This window comes from Methylophilus flavus, assembly GCF_042678905.1.
In the GTDB taxonomy this organism is placed as follows: domain Bacteria; phylum Pseudomonadota; class Gammaproteobacteria; order Burkholderiales; family Methylophilaceae; genus Methylophilus; species Methylophilus flavus.
In genome coordinates, this window is the sequence record NZ_JBHTLN010000001.1 from 483,663 (window position 1) to 502,687 (window position 19,025).

General features: G+C 40.2%; 15 protein-coding genes. 2 read left to right on the plus strand and 13 right to left on the minus strand.

Going from position 1 to position 19,025, the window contains the following annotated elements; genetic code table 11:
• Nucleotides 1-12 precede the first annotated feature (12 nt).
• From galE to ACFQ2T_RS02315, 8 genes are all read right to left on the minus strand, one after another.
• Nucleotides 13-987, minus strand: a complete 975-nt coding sequence (gene galE, locus ACFQ2T_RS02280; protein WP_379033869.1) for a UDP-glucose 4-epimerase GalE — start codon at nucleotides 985-987, stop codon at nucleotides 13-15.
• An 88-nt stretch (nucleotides 988-1,075) separates the two neighbouring features.
• Nucleotides 1,076-2,074, minus strand: coding sequence for a hypothetical protein (locus ACFQ2T_RS02285; RefSeq protein ID WP_379029919.1), 999 nt, complete (start codon nucleotides 2,072-2,074; stop codon nucleotides 1,076-1,078).
• Nucleotides 2,075-2,117: 43 nt separating this feature from the next.
• Nucleotides 2,118-3,299, minus strand: coding sequence for a glycosyltransferase (locus tag ACFQ2T_RS02290; protein ID WP_379029921.1), 1,182 nt, complete (start codon nucleotides 3,297-3,299; stop codon nucleotides 2,118-2,120).
• Nucleotides 3,300-3,331: 32 nt separating this feature from the next.
• Nucleotides 3,332-4,627 (minus strand): polysaccharide pyruvyl transferase family protein, encoded by a 1,296-nt coding sequence (locus ACFQ2T_RS02295; RefSeq protein ID WP_379029924.1) that lies wholly within the window; start codon nucleotides 4,625-4,627, stop codon nucleotides 3,332-3,334.
• A 33-nt stretch (nucleotides 4,628-4,660) separates the two neighbouring features.
• A complete protein-coding gene (locus ACFQ2T_RS02300) occupies nucleotides 4,661-6,139 on the minus strand; it encodes an oligosaccharide flippase family protein (protein WP_379029927.1) in 1,479 nt (492 codons plus the stop codon).
• A 48-nt stretch (nucleotides 6,140-6,187) separates the two neighbouring features.
• Entirely contained in the window at nucleotides 6,188-7,240 is a 1,053-nt protein-coding gene (locus tag ACFQ2T_RS02305; RefSeq protein WP_379029930.1) for a nitroreductase family protein, read from the minus strand.
• An 81-nt stretch (nucleotides 7,241-7,321) separates the two neighbouring features.
• The gene (locus ACFQ2T_RS02310; protein WP_379029933.1) at nucleotides 7,322-8,488 is read right to left on the minus strand and encodes a nucleotide sugar dehydrogenase; all 1,167 of its coding nucleotides are present in this window, start codon (nucleotides 8,486-8,488) and stop codon (nucleotides 7,322-7,324) included.
• A 39-nt stretch (nucleotides 8,489-8,527) separates the two neighbouring features.
• Nucleotides 8,528-9,295, minus strand: coding sequence for a WecB/TagA/CpsF family glycosyltransferase (locus tag ACFQ2T_RS02315; RefSeq protein WP_379029936.1), 768 nt, complete (start codon nucleotides 9,293-9,295; stop codon nucleotides 8,528-8,530).
• A gap of 301 nt (nucleotides 9,296-9,596) precedes the next feature.
• Here ACFQ2T_RS02315 and ACFQ2T_RS02320 point away from each other — a divergent pair, with 301 nt between their 5' ends.
• A complete protein-coding gene (locus tag ACFQ2T_RS02320) occupies nucleotides 9,597-11,276 on the plus strand; it encodes an FAD-dependent oxidoreductase (protein WP_379029939.1) in 1,680 nt (559 codons plus the stop codon).
• A 9-nt stretch (nucleotides 11,277-11,285) separates the two neighbouring features.
• Nucleotides 11,286-12,254: an NAD-dependent epimerase/dehydratase family protein gene (locus ACFQ2T_RS02325; RefSeq protein WP_379029942.1), complete on the plus strand. Its 969-nt coding sequence runs from the start codon at nucleotides 11,286-11,288 to the stop codon at nucleotides 12,252-12,254.
• Nucleotides 12,255-12,279: 25 nt separating this feature from the next.
• Here ACFQ2T_RS02325 and ACFQ2T_RS02330 read toward each other — a convergent pair whose 3' ends face one another.
• Genes ACFQ2T_RS02330 through ACFQ2T_RS02350 form a run of 5 tightly spaced genes read right to left on the minus strand, consistent with a single transcriptional unit; the run spans nucleotide 12,280 to nucleotide 19,021 of the window.
• On the minus strand, nucleotides 12,280-13,419 hold the full coding sequence (locus ACFQ2T_RS02330; RefSeq protein ID WP_379029945.1) for an acyltransferase family protein: 1,140 nt from the start codon (nucleotides 13,417-13,419) through the stop codon (nucleotides 12,280-12,282).
• Nucleotides 13,420-13,447: 28 nt separating this feature from the next.
• Nucleotides 13,448-14,632, minus strand: coding sequence for a glycosyltransferase family 2 protein (locus ACFQ2T_RS02335; RefSeq protein ID WP_379029947.1), 1,185 nt, complete (start codon nucleotides 14,630-14,632; stop codon nucleotides 13,448-13,450).
• A 41-nt stretch (nucleotides 14,633-14,673) separates the two neighbouring features.
• The gene (locus ACFQ2T_RS02340; RefSeq protein ID WP_379029950.1) at nucleotides 14,674-16,137 is read right to left on the minus strand and encodes a hypothetical protein; all 1,464 of its coding nucleotides are present in this window, start codon (nucleotides 16,135-16,137) and stop codon (nucleotides 14,674-14,676) included.
• Nucleotides 16,115-17,800 carry a GMC oxidoreductase gene (locus tag ACFQ2T_RS02345; RefSeq protein ID WP_379029953.1) on the minus strand — a complete coding sequence of 562 codons (1,686 nt, stop codon included), beginning with the start codon at nucleotides 17,798-17,800 and terminating at the stop codon, nucleotides 16,115-16,117. The genes ACFQ2T_RS02340 and ACFQ2T_RS02345 overlap by 23 nt, the downstream gene beginning before the upstream one ends.
• Nucleotides 17,801-19,021, minus strand: coding sequence for a glycosyltransferase family 4 protein (locus ACFQ2T_RS02350; RefSeq protein WP_379029956.1), 1,221 nt, complete (start codon nucleotides 19,019-19,021; stop codon nucleotides 17,801-17,803).
• Between the last annotated feature and the right edge of the window lie 4 nt (nucleotides 19,022-19,025).

Here is a 19,025-nt window from a genome sequence, read left to right on the forward strand (position 1 = left end):
ATTTTGAATTCGTTAATTTATCTGCTTGCTTTCCCATTGCCATGCATGGCGCACTATGGTTTCAAGCGATGTATATTCAGGATGCCACGCCAGTACGTGTTTAGCGCGAGAGGCATCTGCAACTAGCCTAGCCGGGTCACCTTCACGTCTAGGGCCGTTTATGACAGTCACATGCTTACCCGATACCTTTTCTACGGCATCGATCACTTCCTGCACGGAAAATCCTGATCCATTACCAAGATTGAAGCGGTCACTGCTGCCACCTTTATTAAGGTATTCGAGAGCAGCAAGGTGTGCAGAACACAAATCCACTATATGGATATAATCTCTTATACAGGTACCATCTGGCGTGTCATAGTCCCTGCCAAACACCTGTATGTTTTCACGCCGTCCGGAAGCTGCTTGCAATATCAAAGGAATCAAGTGTGTTTCCGGATCATGACGCTCGCCTAATCTACCTTCAGGATCTGCGCCGGCAGCATTGAAGTAGCGTAAGCACACAGAGCGAAAATCGAATGCTTTGTCATAATCTGCCAGCACTTGTTCAATCATCCATTTTGAACGGCCATATGGGTTCAAAGGACGGTTAGGATGTGCTTCGTCAATAGGCACATAATCCGGTTCACCAAACACAGCGGCGGTAGAGGAGAAAATAAATTTCTTCACACCAAACTCAAGCATAGTATCTAATAAATTCAGCGTGTTGGTCACATTATTACGGTAATAAATATCCGGCTTGCGTACAGATTCACCCACTTGGATATATGAAGCAAAGTGCATCACTGCTTCAGGCTGATAGCTGTCGAAAACTTGATTAAGGCATGCTGTGTCGGCAAGATCACCTTCAATAAAAGTACCACCCAAAACAGCATCACGATGACCGCTGGATAAATTGTCCAATGTGATCACTTCATGACCAGCATCTAACAACATTTTTACCATATGAGAGCCAATATATCCGGCCCCGCCAACCACTAAAATACGCATGAATTTAAACAATATCCTGTCAATTGATTTTTCAGCTGGCAATGCCAGCGCCATTACATATTTTCAAAACTTTCTAATACTCTAATTATCACGAGTGCAATAAGATTTTCTCAAATGCCTGTTTAATGATCTGGTCACCAAATAAGTTTTTTGCTTCCAGCGAAACCTGACTAACGTCTGATTCCTCTAGCTTACCAGAGCCGAGTGCAGTTACCATTTCAGGCAGGTTATCGTAGATATGTAGTCCTTTATAATTAGACTCTGATTTCAACCAGCTTAAAAATGGGGTTTTAACTGCATAAACCGGTACACCCAGACTTGCCGCAAAGAAAAAGCTACCGCTCACAATCATATCGTCTTCACAGTGGGCTAGAACAAGACCTCTTGAATTCGAAACAATAGATTGCGCTTCTTCATTTGATAGAAATCTTGCGTCAATATCTACATTGGTTAAGTGTCTGTTTGCCTTAATGGTTATTAATTGCTCAGCATAAGGTTTTGAGCCTACCGAGCCAGCAATCAATAATGGAACATCTGACCAAGCATTTAGCAGCTTATCTATTGCTTTATATTCAACAATCCGGCCAAACACCACAAATCTTTTTATCTTATCCGCTTCATTGACATCAGTTTGATTCTCAAATTTATAGAGCGGATGAGGAATATATGTATAGTTTTTACCTAGATGTCCAGAATGAACAACGCACACATCAGATATCTTACAGGCCAAGTCTGTTAGCCATTCGGCAATTTTTGCATCCCGGCCATTAAGTGAATGCGGATATACATTATGTCTAACATAAATCAATTTTTTTGAGATTATCTTAAGTACAAAAAGCCTTAATAAAAATCTCATGCTGGAGCGTAAAGTAAGACGCTTGTCATTTACATCATTCACCAGCCAGTTTTCCAGCCAGTGCACTATGCTTACATCATAATGATTTACTCCGGACGTTATGAACCCTGGGACGATGTGTTTAACCTTCGTCAGCTCTACAGAATCAATACTTTTAATGATATTGTAAATATTTTCGATATATTGATTTTGGTCAAAGTCAGGAGCGAATAGGATTTTTATGTTACTCAACAAAGTCTCCAAAATTACCAACTAAAGTAAAGATTTGCATTGATCAAAACAACTCTTCAATTTTGTTCATTGACTCTGCTTTGCATAACTCTATAAATTTCCTAGCTTTGACGCCTTCTGAAGGCAGGTTTTTTGAAGCAAGAACATCTAGGCAAGTTAAAAAGAATTCATCTTGATCTAGGTCACAGCAATATGCACCCTCTCCAATCGCTTGCTCTATACCGGACAATCCTTCTTTTGTCGTTATGATTGGGACACCGTAAGACATAGATTCTATGGTTTTAATTTTTAACCCGCTACCGCTTCCACATGGATTTACCGTTATGCTACATTTTGAATAAAAATCAAGATATAAAGAATCAACGCGACCTAACACTGTTACTCCTGATAAAGAAGTTTCTACTTCTACATCGCCAGCAATAAGAAGTTTTGCATTTGGTATTTTCTTTAAGATATGAAGCCAATGTAAATTAATAAATTTAGCCAAACCCTCGCGATTATGAGCATTGTTGGAACCTATAAACCCTATTGCAGGAATGCTTTGCTCAACTTTGCTACCCCATTCACCAGGTAATTCAAGCACATCTATTTTGGTAACTTTAGTAACCTTTTTATCCAGAAGCTTTGTAAAAAAAACTTTTTCACTTTCTTGAATAGCGATAACAGTATCGAAGCACGAGAGCAAATCTCGCTCTTGTTTTTCTGAAAGAGACCACCAAAGGCCGACACCTTTAGATTGCCTTATTTTCTTATTTCGTAATGTGAAACAATCATGTGTATCGATAGCTGTAGGATATTTGCCATTCAGGTATTTTATTAATGGTGCTGAAAGTGCATATTCACCAATAACAAGATCGGGCTTCACTAGGTCAACAATATTACTAAATTCATTTAAAGTTTCGTTTGTAAATATGCTCCATGGTAAGACTGTATCCTGACCAAATTTTGTTTTGTTCAGACCTAGCCTTTTAAAGTAGTTTAAAGCCCGGTTAATCAATGTTCCCTTTATCTTATGGCCTTCATTCAAGAAGTAAAATTTCTCTCCAAATTCTGACTCCATATGATTGGCCTGTTTTCTATCCGCAATTTCACGTATAGAAAATAAAACGAAGTAAACTTCAATCCCTTTTTCGTGTAACGCATTTACAAATTGCTTGATGCGCACGGAATTTCCTGAATATGCAGGCGAGCATACAACAGGGCTAGCAATAAGTACTTTTTTCAATTCGTCACCAATAAATTCATTATCAAGGTAATTTAAAGATTAATAAAATTCTTTTCAGAAAGAGATCTGACAGTTGGCGCTTTTGAACTGACAATTGATTTTAAGGTCGATAATTCGCTCACAAAATCTGTTAACTCTTTAGTAAACGTGTCTTTATCCATCATAGTTTGTGGAGAAAGCAATAATTTATTAGGTAATGAGAAATGCCGGTACAACCCTTCAAATTTATCTTGGTAAGTAATACACATCGTTGGAGTTTCCATTCCTAAACTTGCAATTGCCAGATGCATTCGCCCGGTCACTACCCCATCAAGCATCCCTGCAATCGCTTTAAGAACTGATGCTCTATGCTTACCTTCAAGGAAAAAAGCATTTATTTTGCTATCATTTTTTAAACGTTCGTAAATAGGCTGCAGGCAAATGGCATCGCCATTTTTTCCACGGTAATCATGTGGAAGTAGTAAAAAACTTACTTTTAAATTCTCTGATAGATTTTTTATACTATAAACAGCCGATTCAACAATATTTTGTATGTTCTCTTCTGATGCAGACTTTAGTAGCATCGGGTGAACATTGAATCCAACGATCTGATTGCCATTATTTTTCTGTTCTTCAATCCACTTTTTCACATCAGGTGGGACGGTTGTTGGAATAAGGCAAAAGGCTACATCAGCCACAAGCTCAGAATTTGCAGTTGTAAAGTCCCGTATCCTTCCCAGCGAAATATCATCTCTGACATTCAATATCAATCTTTGATCTAACCGTTTGTAGAAATTAGCTAAATCTTTATTAGGTGCTTTATTAAAGCTGAACCCTAAAACGATTGGTTTTATACCATTAGCTGCGGCTAGATCTGCAGCAATCAAAGCTGATGCTGGATGGGTTAAGCCATAATAACCATCCATAATATCTGCACCTAAAACAACCAAATAGTCAATGGATAGGCTCTCGTACAAACTTTTAAAAAACATTGGATGAGCATCTAAATCCAGGCTTGGAAAAGCGACAGATTTGTATCCCAAACTTTCCACAACGTCTTTTGATGTTGGTTTACATAACATGTATACCTCAAGATCCGGATGTGTTTTTTTGAGCTGATCAAGCGATGCTGAGATCATGGCATCATCACCCAAAGCACCAATGATCGTACTCAAATCACTAGGATAAATTAGAACTTTCTTTGCCGAAGCTGCACTAGCTTCTGTCATAGATCGTTTAACCTGATTCGACACCAGCTCAAGTTTAGCCTGTTGCCAATTGCGAATGGCTTGAGTTAATCTGAATTTATGTTTTATCGCATGGTATATTTTTTTTAATGTTTTTTTCATACTAGCTACCTAGCTCAATGATTAACAGTTGGATCATTTTCTCTTTTTATCCTTTACAAACTCATAAATCAAATCAATCCTTTTTGGATTGACTATCAATATATAAACTAAATGAACTATGGCAAAAACTAGCGCTAGGATTAACCCTTTTAAGAAACTAGTTGAGATAAAGACAGACACCACGTCTCTCAAATAAGTGATTGTGAAATAAGCCAAGGCACTTCCAATTGTGGTCTCCAAAGTCAATTTTAAAAAATCCTTAATTGGAAATCTTATTTGACTCCATACAACATAGAAAGACAAAGGTGTTACTACCAGTTGACTCAATACAAAGAGCCAAGTCAGTTGAACAAGATCATTACTCCCAAAGAAATATAAAATGAGAACAGTGGAAAAGGTTTTTACAACACCAACGAAAAGGGTTAACCCAGACTTAGCAATTGAAGTTAAAAAAGCTCCATTTACATATTGTATTGTATGTACTGCTCCAAGCAACATCAAAGGCACAGAAACAGTGTCTATACCAATCCATTTCTTTCCAAATAAAACGTCCATAATTTCCGGAGAAATTGCAGCCAGAAGAACAAAAAATGGAGATGTAACTGTAGATGAAAAGCCAATTGTTTTTATGTAGATTGATCTCAGGCGTACAAGATCATCTGCAATCTTTGAAATTGAGGTCAATAAAACATTAAAAATAGCACCATGAAGAAGTTGCATCAATATGGTGTAAAGCCGATTAGCGACAACAAAAATACCATATGCAGCTAAACCTAGTGCTGTGACAATCAAAAAATCAATAATTTTATTAGATAGAAACTCTCGAATTCTTTCTAAAAAAACTGGCATTCCGACTTTCAATAAGCCATTAAAAGATTTTGTACTTATATTGAAAGTTGGGAGCCACTGAGGTTTTGTCCACAACCAAATAAAACCTAATGCCGCTGAAATCGCAGCTTGAATGATCAATGACCAGACACCGAATCCATTAAATGCCAAGATCACAGCAATAACACCTGCACCAAAATCAATCACTAATCGTCTGTAAGCTAGTTCACGAAAAAGTGCATTTCTTACATATAGTGCCTCTTGGAATGAAGCAGGTATCGTAATAATTGTGATCACTGCTATAGCGTAAAGATATATTGATAGCCCTGGTGCTTTAAGAGAATGCTCTATGAAACTCGAAAATAAAAAAAGAATAAGTAAAAGACAAAAACCCAAAAATAATGAAATGTAAAAAGGCAGATTTAAGTCTTCATCAGAAAGATTCTTTTTCTGTATGATTGCAACGCCAAATCCAAAATCAGCAATCATAGGAATAAACGTAAGTATAAGAAATGCAATCCCAATGATCCCATACTCTTCAGGCCCCAGTAGCCTGGCAAGGATAATTGAAGTGATGAATGTGATTAATCTTCCACCCCAGTTTTGAATGACTGACCAAAGCACACCATGTTTTACAGCACCTTTGATTGATTCATTGCTAGTTACCTTTTGATCATTATTCATAAAACCACTCAAAACAAACAGATTTTTGCTTATCAAGCATGTGTTTAATCAATGCTTGATTAAAACATCGGTTAAAGGTCTGCGCGCAGACAAGGGTACCAGTGTGGCTTCCTCAGAATATCCTATTGCTAAAAACGTTAAAATTCTTTCATTTGAAGCGATATTGCCAACACGGTGTGCAGCTATGTCTCTATCTGGATTAACGCACCAGTTTAAACAGCAAGATGCAATTCCCTGAGACTGTAATGCAAGAATGAAAGTCATTAGAAATAGTCCTCCATCTAAATGGGGCTCATATCTCTCCGTAGAGTCAAAAAAGGATCCTAAATCACAACACATTACCCCTAATAAAGGCACTTTGTGGCCAAACCCCCTGTTTCCATTTTGCAAAGCAAGCATGTTGTCAATGTCTTCTCGCTTATCATAAATGTGTAGTTTCCATGGCTGCCTATTGCAAGCAGATGGACTTAGTTGTGCTACATGCACAGCTTTGCTAATCAATTCAAGATCAACAACTTTATTTGAGAAGTTTCTTGTGCTACGTCTACTTTGAGATAACTGCTGCAATATATCAAATGAGCTATCAGGCGTAATGTCCGGCAAAATCGGAGTAATGAACCGGGAGTCAAAACTAACTTGCTGAAGATAGCGTTCTAATTTTGTAACGATCAGTTTTGCAGAAGGGTCATTAGAAGAAATGTTTTTAGTAAATTGACAATAAGCTGAAAGTACTCCACAAGCTGCTTGATAAACTGGTGCAGTTTTAGGTAGATTAAATTTATCCCATTCGTTTAAAAGCTCCAGGGTCTTTTCAGCAGGTTGTAATCCGAACCACCGTCTATTCTCAGGTGGCAAACACAAGCCCTTTTCAAGTTTGTGATAGTAAAAGATCAATTCAGAACTTAATTTCCAGTAATCAACACCTTTCCTATCCCAATTTATATACTTCCAGTCCTCGACAATATCTCTCTTGAAATTTATGAATCTAGTTTTCAATGCAGCATCACCAACTGCTTTTTTTAAATTCTTTAAACTCTTATGAAGACCTGGTATTTTGAATAAGATTGCTTTAAAGATATTTAGGAAAGAGTTTTTACTCATAATTGTCTTTTGTTACTAGATAAAGTTATTGAACTTACAAAACTATCTTATACAGTGAAGTGAGATATTTGATTCACACATTTAGTCACTACCAAACAAGTCTCGCGTATAAATTTTATCCGCTACATCAGCTAACTCGTTACTTTGTCTATTTGCAATAATGACATCGGACATCTTTTTGAACTGTTCAATATCATTCACAACCTTGGAGTTGAAAAATTCTGATTCCTGCAATACCGGCTCATAGACAATAACTTCAATCCCTCGAGCTTTTATTCGCTTCATGATGCCCTGGATTGAAGAAGCCCTGAAGTTATCTGAGCCGGCTTTCATAATCAGACGGAAAATACCGACCACTTTTGGATTTTTCTTGATGACGCTCATGGCCACAAAGTCTTTGCGCGTGGTGTTAGCGTCCACAATCGCATTAATAAGGTTCTGAGGTACTTTCGAGTAGTTCGCAAGCAACTGCTTAGTGTCTTTAGGCAGGCAATAACCGCCATAGCCAAATGACGGGTTGTTGTAATGATTGCCAATGCGAGGATCCATACATACACCTTCGATGATCTGGCGCGTATTCAATCCGTGTGACTCGGCATAGGTATCCAGTTCGTTAAAGTAGGCCACGCGCATTGCGAGGAAGGTATTTGCAAAAAGTTTGATTGCTTCGGCCTCTGAGCTATCTGTCAACAGCACGGGCACATCGGGTTTTAAACAGTTATCTTTAAGCAGATTGGCAAATTTTTTCGCCCGGTCCGATACCTCACCAACCACAATACGTGATGGATAAAGGTTATCGTAGAGCGCTTTACCTTCGCGTAAAAACTCAGGGGAAAATATCAGGTTTTGGCAGTTAAGTTCCGTGCGGATTTTTTCAGTATAGCCTACTGGAATTGTCGATTTAATGATCATCACGGCATCAGGATTAATCGCCATGACATCTTTGATCACCGCTTCAACAGATTTGGTATTGAAGTAATTCGTTTCTGCATCGTAATCAGTGGGCGTTGCAATCACTACAAATTCAGCATTCTGATACGCTTCGTTTTTATCAGTGGTAGCTTTAAGATTTAGTGGCTTGTTAGCTAAAAAATCTTCAATTTCATGATCAACGATTGGAGACTTTTTCTGATTCAATAACTCTACTTTTTCTGGCACAATATCCAGCGCGACCACTTCATTTTTCTGGGCCAATAAGACAGCTAGCGACAAACCAACATATCCAGTACCTGCAATTGCAATCTTCACAAGAACTCCTTATTTCTTAAATACAAAACCTTCATCGATTTATGTTCTTTTTGTATATTTAATACTGATATACAAAAATCTTAATATATCCACGCTATACCTCTTAATCAGTCGCTTTGGCTCTTGGCATAATCGGAATAACCATTCCAAACGCAACTTTTGCACCATCTTGGGAGCCCGGATTTTATTGCCAGACCAAAAATCAAACAAAGCACCAACCGCGAATATATAGCTTGCGTTTATTACATCTTGATGATCAAGGATCCATTTCTCCTGCACGGGGTTTCCCATGGCGACAAACAATATATCTGCTTGCGCAGAATTAATGGCATCAACAACAGACATGCTTTGGCGATGATCAAAATAACCGTCTTTAATCCCGACAACGACATGATTGGGAAAATGGATAGAAAGATATTCCTGTGCTTTAACCACTACTTCCGGCTTGGCCCCTAAAAGGAATATCTTTAATTTGTCCGGAGAGTGTTTCAAAAAGTATGGTGAAAAATCAGTGCCATTCAAATTGTCACTAAAACTTTTACCGTGCAGTAATCTGGACGCAATATTCAATGCCACACCATCGTTGGCAATTAATACATTTGCTAAATCTGACGAGGATGTTTGAAACAACGCTTGCCCATTCACAATAAAATTACTATTGGCAAAAAACAGTATCGACTTGAGCGAATGCTGATGGCGTTGATATAAGACATCAGCCAGCGTTTTGGATGAGGTGTCTAGTATGCGAATTCCGGCAATTTCAAGGTGAGTTAAAGATTTTTCTATCTCACTATGATCATATTTCATGAGGCGATCTCGGGCAGTTGGTCAATACAAGATGGCATAAGGCCACCACCCCTTATAGTTTTTGTACTCATTTATAAATCTGATGAGCTTATTATTATTTTGTTTAGTTTGATTCTACACCAGAAAATATTAATCTCATCATTGCATTTATGAATCGACTTGGAAATGCCAAGCAATTTCACACTAAAAAGTATTATAAAAAGTCTCAGTGAGAAGTACAGTCGCTTGAATATGTTGTATGCTTTAAGCAATTAGTCCTGTCCCTGATTTCACAGGCTACCTTTGGAATTGTATGTAAAAAATGATTAAAAATATCTCTTCAATCCCCTCAGAATCCATTATCCATACAGACATCTGCATTATAGGAACAGGCGCTGCAGGCACTGCTGCTGCACTCTCTATGACTGGCCGAGGTTTAAACATTACCTTGCTTGAGTCAGGCACCGATAAGCTGGACAAGAATACGCAGGCACTCTATGCAGGCACTGTCGTAGATGAGAGACTCCATAGTCCGCCTGATAAATACCGCCATCGCCGTTTTGGTGGATCTACAGCCATCTGGGGTGGTCGATGCATGCCTTTTGATCCGATTGATTTTGAAAAGCGCGACTACATTCCAGGAAGTGGCTGGCCTGTTAACTATCAAGACTTGGCCCCCTACTTTCCAAAGGCGAATCAATTACTTGAGGCGGGCGAATATCGCTACGATGCAGACGATGTTTTTGGGATGGATAAACCATTGTTTAAGGGGTTCAGAAGCAATAACATACTGACCAATAACATGGAACGATTTTCATGTCCGACCAATGTGGGTAGTCGCTATCGGCGCCGATTGGAATTGGCAGAAGACATTGATGTCATCCTTGGCGCTAATTGTACGGGCATCAGGCTTGATGCGACAGGAACACATGCGACACATCTGGACGTCGCCAGCCTGAATGGCAAAAAAGTAAAGGTGACTGCTAAAGAAGTGATTATTGCCACTGGGGGCATTGAGGCAGCGCGTTTACTGTTGGCGTCCAATGATGTTTGCGAGACGGGTATCGGAAACAAAAATGATCTGGTGGGCCGTTTTTATCAATGCCATATCGCTGGCAATCTCGGCAAGCTAACGATCTTTGGCCCAACCTCGAATGTCAGACACGGCTATGAAGTTTCCGCCGAAGGTATTTATTGTCGCCGACGCATTTCTCTGACTGAAGAAGCACAACGCAAAGCTCAAGCGGGTAATATGGTTGCAAGGTTACACTTCCCAAAAATTGTGGATCCTTCGCACAAGATTGGCGTGTTATCAGGCCTGTTTCTGGCTAAAAATTTCATCAGCTATGAATACGGGAAACGGCTAAAAGATGGCCATGCTAGCCTCACTACATACTTAAAGCACTTTAAGAACATTATTCTTGACCCCATTGATACAGTTAAATTTCTCTATCATTGGCTCACCAAAAGAACACTGGCTAAGCGTAAATTTCCATCTGTGATATTGCGGAACAAAATCAACCAATTCACCCTAGAAATTCATGGTGAGCAATATCCTAATCCAAACAGTCGCATTTCCCTGCTTGATGAAAAAGACACGCTCGGCATGCCAAAAACCAAAATTGACTGGCAATACATGCCGCAAGATATTGAATCAATCCGTCGCTCACTAAACGTGCTTTCCGAAGAGTTCAGCAAGAGTGGTATCGGTACTTTCGAATTCGATACAGAACAACTTGAAGTAGATTTGACCCGTTTTGGCGCTTATGGTGGCCACCATATTGGCACCACCAGAATGGGTACAGATCCGGAAAGCTCAGTCGTTGACGCCAATTGCAAAGTACACCATGTCGATAACCTGTACATAGCAAGTTCGGCCGTTTTCCCTACCAGCGGACAGGCGAACCCTACGCTTACTATTACCGCGCTGAGTTTAAGATTGGCCGATCACATTGCTCAGAAACTTAATGCGCCCCAGCAATCGAATCACTCACGTATTTAAAGGTAGCATATGATGAAAGTATTAGTCCTAGGCGCTACCGGTCATGTAGGTAGCCGGTTAGCCAACTATTTACATAGACAAGATTATCAAGTAATTGCAGCCTCTAGAGGTCGCCTATCTGGAAACATCCCAGGGCAGATTAAGCTAGATAGTCTTGATCTTAATGGCGTAACGCACACCCTGAAGCAGGTGGATGCGGTAGTTAACTGTGTCGCTGGTAACAAAGACTCTATTGCAAAAGGTGCTGAAATACTGGTTCAGGCCGCCATCGCCGCCGGCATGCCTAAAATTATCCATCTTAGCACCATGTCGGTATATGGAGGGCATCAGGGTAACATCACCGAGACACACCCGTTTGACCCAGATCATGGCTGGTATGCCTCGGCTAAATGTGAAGCCGAATCGCATATGGAAAAATATGCAGCCGCTGGCGGCCAAGTTGTAACATTCCGTCCAGGCTGCGTTCATGGTCCAGGGAGTCAGTTATGGGTAAGCAGGCCTGCAAACCTTCTGAAAAACTATCGGCTTGGCGATTTAGGTGATGCCGGTGATGGTTGGAGTAACCTGGTGCATGTAGATGACCTCGTAAGAGCAATTGAAATCGGGCTAAGCGCCCCTGCTCAAGCCGGCGAGTCTGTACATTACAATTTGTCATCTCCCGATAGTCCAAGATGGAATCAATACTTATTTGATCTGGCTGAAGCCATCGGAGCTATACCAATCAAGCGTCTCAGCCGGCAGCAGCTCACACTGGACTCAAAGGTGTTAAGCCCGGCAATCAAAATAGCACAAATCGCATGCAACAAGCTAAAGGTAGATTCACAGTGGCTACCTGAACCATTACCGCCAAGTTTGACTAGGCTTTTTGATCAACAGATTTATTTAAACTCTGAGAAATTTAGTATGAAATACAGCTTTGTTTACCAAAGTTATGATAAGAGTCTGCAAGATTCGGTTGATTGGTACCAAAATTTGTAAGTGTTTTCGATAAACTATTTATTCATTAATAATTGGAAGTATTTACAAAATCTCTCGATTTTTCTCTAAATGGTTTCTCAATATACATAAAAGTAAGTTGTGAAATCAATAAGCAGATAGCTATAAATGCGAACATTAAAAATCCCGCCTCAGCAGCATGAAACTGAGGTGTTGAGATATCTCTAACCATGAGTTCTGGACGATGAAATACCACTCGTAGACACTGCTGGAAGCACCACAGAACTGCACCATGAGACATATATAGTGAGTAAGAAACTGTGCCTAGCCAAACCAAAGATTTGTGTGCCAGTATATCTTTGAAAACACTCTGCTTAGAAAGCGTAATGGATGCTATCAGCAATGCCGTTAGCGGATATATTAGAAGCGAAATTCCAAAATACCCTTTAGATTGACTGGTAATCCACACTATTAAAAACATTGATAAGGGAATTAACCATGCATTTAATGTTATGCCATAAGTGGACGCTGAGGACTCGTTACTTCTCTTAACGGCATTCGCGGCTAAACAGCCAATAAAAAACCCAGACAGACAACGCAGCATAAAATTATATTCCTCAGGCTTGTATAGTATTAGTGTAGCAATACAAACTACGGAAATAATTGTGAAAATTAAAAGCTTGAATTTATTCAGATATAAAACAATCAACCCGAACAAGATATACGTATAAAACTCTGCACTGATTGACCATGCTGGACTATTGAACGCCATTGCCGTTTCATTCGGCCAAAAGGCTTTAACTAAAAATACTTCCCTTAAAAAAGCTGCAAAATCGTTTTGCAGGAACGGTGCCTTACTATGACTCTGAATACCATAGTGGGTTTGCAGAATATACTTTAATGTTTCAATTAAAAGATAAACCAGCAAAAAAACAAGATGGACTGGATATAAGCGACCAAGCCTTAGAAACTGAAACTTTATAAAAGCCGCCCCAGATTCTAACCTGTCTCCATATGCGCAAAAAATTACAAAGCCAGACAACACGAAGAATAAATCCACCATCAGGCCACCGCCCCTAATAAAAGAGATGTGGTGCAAAAATGGGTGCCAGCCTGGAATGTGGTACATCACAACGACCAGAGCTGCGAGGCCTCGAATACTTTCTAGTTCATCTATTTTATTTTTTTTGTTGATCTTTTGATTCATCCCACATTTACTTTTTCAAAGTAGAACGCTAATCCTTACGAGACTTAACCCATTCAGTTTGTCTATCCCCGAAAAAGCTAATGTACATTTTTATTTTACTGATGGCGTATACTGGAGCGAAAGCCAACAACGCGGTAAGCGAAATTATTTTTGTACCATGCTTCACCCATGCTATTAAGACAAATGTAGATAGTAATAAAAATTGCATGATGCCCAGCATCAAGGGGAAGGTTTCGTTACCTGAAACATATAAAATCAATGACAAGAGACTAAACAATCCACTTAACAAGAATAAAAGTGCGACAGGCGGTACACAAAGGTCCAAAGCCATTGCAACCATATCTAAATCAAATGATTTAATTCCCCTACCCAATAAAGGGACACCTTCTTGAAGGATCATTCCCAAATGACCATGCTCCCAACGCTTGCGTTGAGTTTTCTCACCTTCCTGATGTTCAGGGAAAATGCTGGAGACGAATGCTTCTGGACAAAATTTAGGAGCCATTTTTTGCCCTGCCAAATCAATCCCAAGCTTCATATCTTCTACAATACTTCCATGTGAAAAGTCTGCTTGCGCAATCTGACTCCAAGGAAAAGCCATGCCAGATCCCATGAGTTGCATAGGCAGACCTAAACGGTAAAAACCTAAGGGGCGTGTCCAGCTTTTAACAACATAGGCAAATTCTGAGAGTTTTGTTTTTACCGGAGAAGTAGGCTTGGATTGTATCAAATACAATCCTTGAACTGCACGCCCGTCTTTAATTACTGATTGGACTAATGCATTAATCGTATCTTGATGAACCAAACAATCCGCATCGAAAACAATCACGATTTCTGGTGGGTTATCAGATAAATATTTTATGCCGAAATCTAAAGCATAGCCTTTGCCACGTAAAGTTTCATGCGATCGCGCTGTTACCTCTGCACCGTGGCTACGGGCTATTTCAGCCGTATTGTCTGTACAATTGTCCGCAATGACAACAATTCTAGTATTTGGAGTGGCCGCTTTTTTTATAGAGTTTAACGTATCACTGATTCCGGCAGCTTCATTATGGGCCGGAATCAGCAACGCGACTGATGCTGTTTGCAGATTGATTTTTTGATTACGATATCCAGGTAATACTGCCACAAGAATCTGGATACAAAAAGTTAATACAGGGATTGCCAGAAAAACCAGCAGTACGTAATAAAGCACTTCAAAAACAATCAACATACACTCAACTTCAATTAAATTTGAGTCTAGTTTAACATCAATTACTTAACACGTACTAAAGTACCACTTACACTTGAACTGTCTCCAATACCGCTAGTAACATAGATATATGACTTCACTACATCTTTAGGCCATATAAAAGTTATGGACTGATCATTTACAAGCTGATAGCTATCAATTTTAGTATTCCATTTTGCATCACGTAAGACAAACCTCAACTTAGCGCCGCCTGTACTTTTCGCAGTAAGTTTGAACTTCTCCCCTGGTTTAGGCTTAGCCCACTCTACTTGACTAATATTTCGGCCAGTTTGATTTGTCTGGGAAACGACTGCAGTAGTCTTACCAAAAATAAATGCCTGCTTCCATGTGTCATATTTACCTGACGGGTCACTCACGCAAGCTGAGCCTCGGAATACACACCAAGGTCCTCGCATTGATAAAATATTGAGGTTTTTCTCTGGCAAGAATGGTTGACCTTGATCATTTACCCATGATTTCGCACTCGTTACCATTCTTAGAGACTGCCTGATTAATTGAAACTCTTTTTCTGCTTGCTTGTTAGCACCATTTTTATTTAAATTTAGTCCTGATCCATTTTCAACATAAATCATAAATGGAGTTCCAGAATTACGATCAATGATGTAAGCACCATAGGCTTTTAAAGTATTAGCAACTTTTAATACCTCAGGGGTTTTAATTTGGTTAATATCAAAATTTGGTGGCAACATAACTAATGCACCTTCAGGTATTTGCCCAGTGTTTTCTTTACTTGTTGCATCGGCTGAAGTAGCAGGATAAATATAATCTTTTGATAACCCACTCTTATCAAGAGACATTGCTAAAGCGTGTGGATAAATCGAGTCAGTACTTTGAACTTCATGCTTTCGTATAATTCCTGCACAAGCTGACACACCTACAGCTCTAGCCCCTTGATAATAATGTGCAGGATTTGGCCACCCACTGCCATTAATTGGAGACCAAGCATATTGTCTAGCTGTCCATATGCCATTGTCATTTCTTAATTTCCAAAATGAATGTATTACACCAGTTGACACATCATAAATATCAGCATGACCATCTAATCCTGACGCTGGTTTTACATCCGCTGGCCAATGCGGTATTTCTACCTGTGGAAAAAAGGTTTCAGCATCAGCATCATATACGCCCTTTTGACCTGGGCTTAATTTAATAGTTATCGCCGAATCACGTTCATCAGTATAAAAACATCCTGTAGACCATGTACCTTCAACCAAGTAAGGATTAAAATTTGAGGCTGGGATTGTAAAGTTTGAAAATGTTGGAGAAACAGGTCGACTTTTCCATAGTGAATTTTCCTCAAACGGTTTTAAGTACCGATTTGGGTCTATTGTTTTACTCTCTGTTTTGTTCGGTGTGGGAGCTCTATTTGGATCTCCAGCATAAGCATGAGTACTTATTGAGACCAATAAGGATATTGAAACTAGTGAGGCAGGGATAAGTGAACTAGCTTTTGGTAACGCCTTCATTATTGACTCCTTTAGAGCAAACAGCACTTCGATTCAAATGATCTGCCAGTCGCAAAGCCAACGCAACTATAGTGAGGGTCGGATTTGCATGACTGTTAGTGGTAAAGACTGAGGAGCTAGCGATATGTAAATTCGATATACCATGAACTTTGCAATTCGCATCAACCACACTTTCACTTGGATTGTTTCCCATCCTAGTCGTTCCCATGTGATGGCCGCCTACTGGTAAAGCATTCTTCATACTTTTTTCCAACTCATTTTGATCAAACTCAAGTCGGCAAGACTTGGTTCTTTCAAATAATTCCTTAAGCAGATTAAAGTACTTAATTCCAGAAGCAATATCCAGGCCAGTGAGTTTCCAATGGACGCTCACTCTGGGCATACCGAATCGATCTACTTCATCCAGCAGCTCTATGCGGTTGTTGATGTCTTGAACTTGTTCACTATTAAATTCAAGGGGATACGTTCCATTTCTATTGGCAATTAGAGTATAGGGAACCTTTCTTTTAGCAAGTTTTATTTTAAATAACCATTGATATGTAAATGCTACAACCGAACCAATATCCAGGAAAACATTCCTGACATGCTTTAAGAGTTGACGATTTTGGTCAGGTTGACTTGTCCCATGGTTCAAAATTGTCTGGTATTCGGGTTTGAGTATTGATTTAGCAAGATAAATCGTTGAAAGGACGCCACTGCCATGGGAAGGATCTGCGTAGGCAGGGAAATGCAAGCGAAAGGCTGCATTCAACAAACCATGTTGCGCTTGAAACTGAGGAGAAAACTGTAGCTTGCGTCTGGCATAGACACCTTCTAATGTTTTCTGGAAATCAAACACAGGCTTTTCGCCTTGAAAACGTAAAGCGCCAAATATCAAATCATAATGACATGCGTAATACTTCCCCAGGCTGGCATCCAAATAGCTCAAGGCGGGATTTTTCTGACGGCTGATCAGCATCAAGCGAGTGACATCGATACATCCGCCTGCCAGTACGACTTCATTTACCTTCAATGTGAAAGATTGGTTACCATCATGCAGGGTAATAGATGCTATCTTATCCGGCTGATCCGGCAGGCAGTTGAGGCTGATGCAGCGAGTTTCCAGCAATACATGAACATTCTTGGACGCGGTTAACTCCTGACGAAACTTCTTGCCGAAATCAGTTGGTAAGCTATAGCGCTCAATATATTCGTTTAAATCAGGCGTTAAGTACGTGATCTCACTGAATATGGGTTTCGTTTTAGGCCCAAATGCTGAAATTGCAAAGTCATTATTTCCGGCATCACAAAACTCCAGTGCCTCGGGATAATAGCTGGCAATATCCTCTGCACCTGCGGGCCAACCGCTTTCAGGCACATGGTCTCTTTGTTGAAAGTCATGGCTATCGAAAGGTACACAACGACCTCCCCAAAGATGGGTCGTTCCACCAAAGCGCTGATACCTGAACTCTGTTGTTTGTGGATGAGGTGACGTGGCTTTACCAACGTAGGCGTCAAGAATCTCCGGTGTTTCGTTCCACCCTCCCCCTTCGATAAGCAGGACACGCTTGCCCAGGCGAGAAAGCTTTGCGGCTAGACTGATGCCAGCGGCACCGGCGCCTACGATGCAAACAGGGAAGCTTTCAAGAGCCAGTTTATCCGCATCTTTAAGGTAACCAATCATTTAGCTTTCCTGATATTTATCGATCAATTTTCCTAATTTCGCTATTTCAAGGTTTAAATTGAATTGCGCCTCTATCGTTTGCCTTGCTTCACGTTTCACATTTTCACGTAACTGCTCATTTTCCATGTAACTCAGGATCGCTTGTTTGAGTGAGACTTCATCCGAGGGAGAAACCACCAGCCCTGATATTCCATGTTGTATCAATTCGGTGACCCCGCCTACGTTGGTTCCAATCACAGGTACGCCACATGCCATCGCCTCCATCAGGGAAACAGGGACACCTTCAGCAAAGCTGGGCAGAATAAACACATCACTGTTTTGCAGTGTTTTCCTGACTGTTTCCTGGCTGGCAAAACCTCCGAAATACACATGCTCATGAAGTCCATGCTGCTTCACCTTATGTTCAAGATCAGCGCGCTCAGGGCCATCGCCAAGCAATGTAAGGTGAAAATTGTGTCCCTCGTTTTTCAGTGCGATCAGACTGTTTAATAAGACCGGGACACCTTTTTCAGCGGCAAGCCGCCCGACATAAAGCAATTTAAACGCATCGTTTACCAGGTTTTTTGCTAGGGGTTCGCCAGTGGAGTAAGCAGCGACATCAACACCGCAGTGAACAATATGTAACTTGTGCCAGTCTTCAGCATCAGAAAAAAGCATCATCTGGCTTCTGCAATAATTACTGATGCAGACGATAAATTTTGCGAATTTGACCTTTTCACGCAACGCCAATAATGTAGGTTCAAAGAAAATATGCGGACCATGAAAAGTAATGCTGTACTCGACTCCGCTCAGCTGGCTTGCCAACATAGTCACGGAGCCACTGCTGTCACCAAAATGGTTATGTATGTGCTGGATTTTATTCTGAAGCAGATAGTTGGAAAGTAATAAGGCTTCTTGAAAATAGAAAAGCTGATACAACGTACCTTTGATGCCGGGTTTCCTTGTTCTGTAAGCCAGGCATAACGTTTTGAAATAAATAGCCGGTGTTTTAAATAATGTGATTATATTTAGTTTGATTAGTGCAAAAGCCTTTGCCGGCAACAGATATGTTGTCTTTTCACGCTCGCTACGAATCAACTCACTGACATTGTTTGCGCCTTCAGGCTTACGCAATGCACTTGTGAATACTCCATGTCCTGCTTCTCTAAGACCTACTACTTCTCTTTGAATGAACGTATCCGTGGCTCGGGGATAACTGCTGGTGAAATAACTGATTCGCATTGTT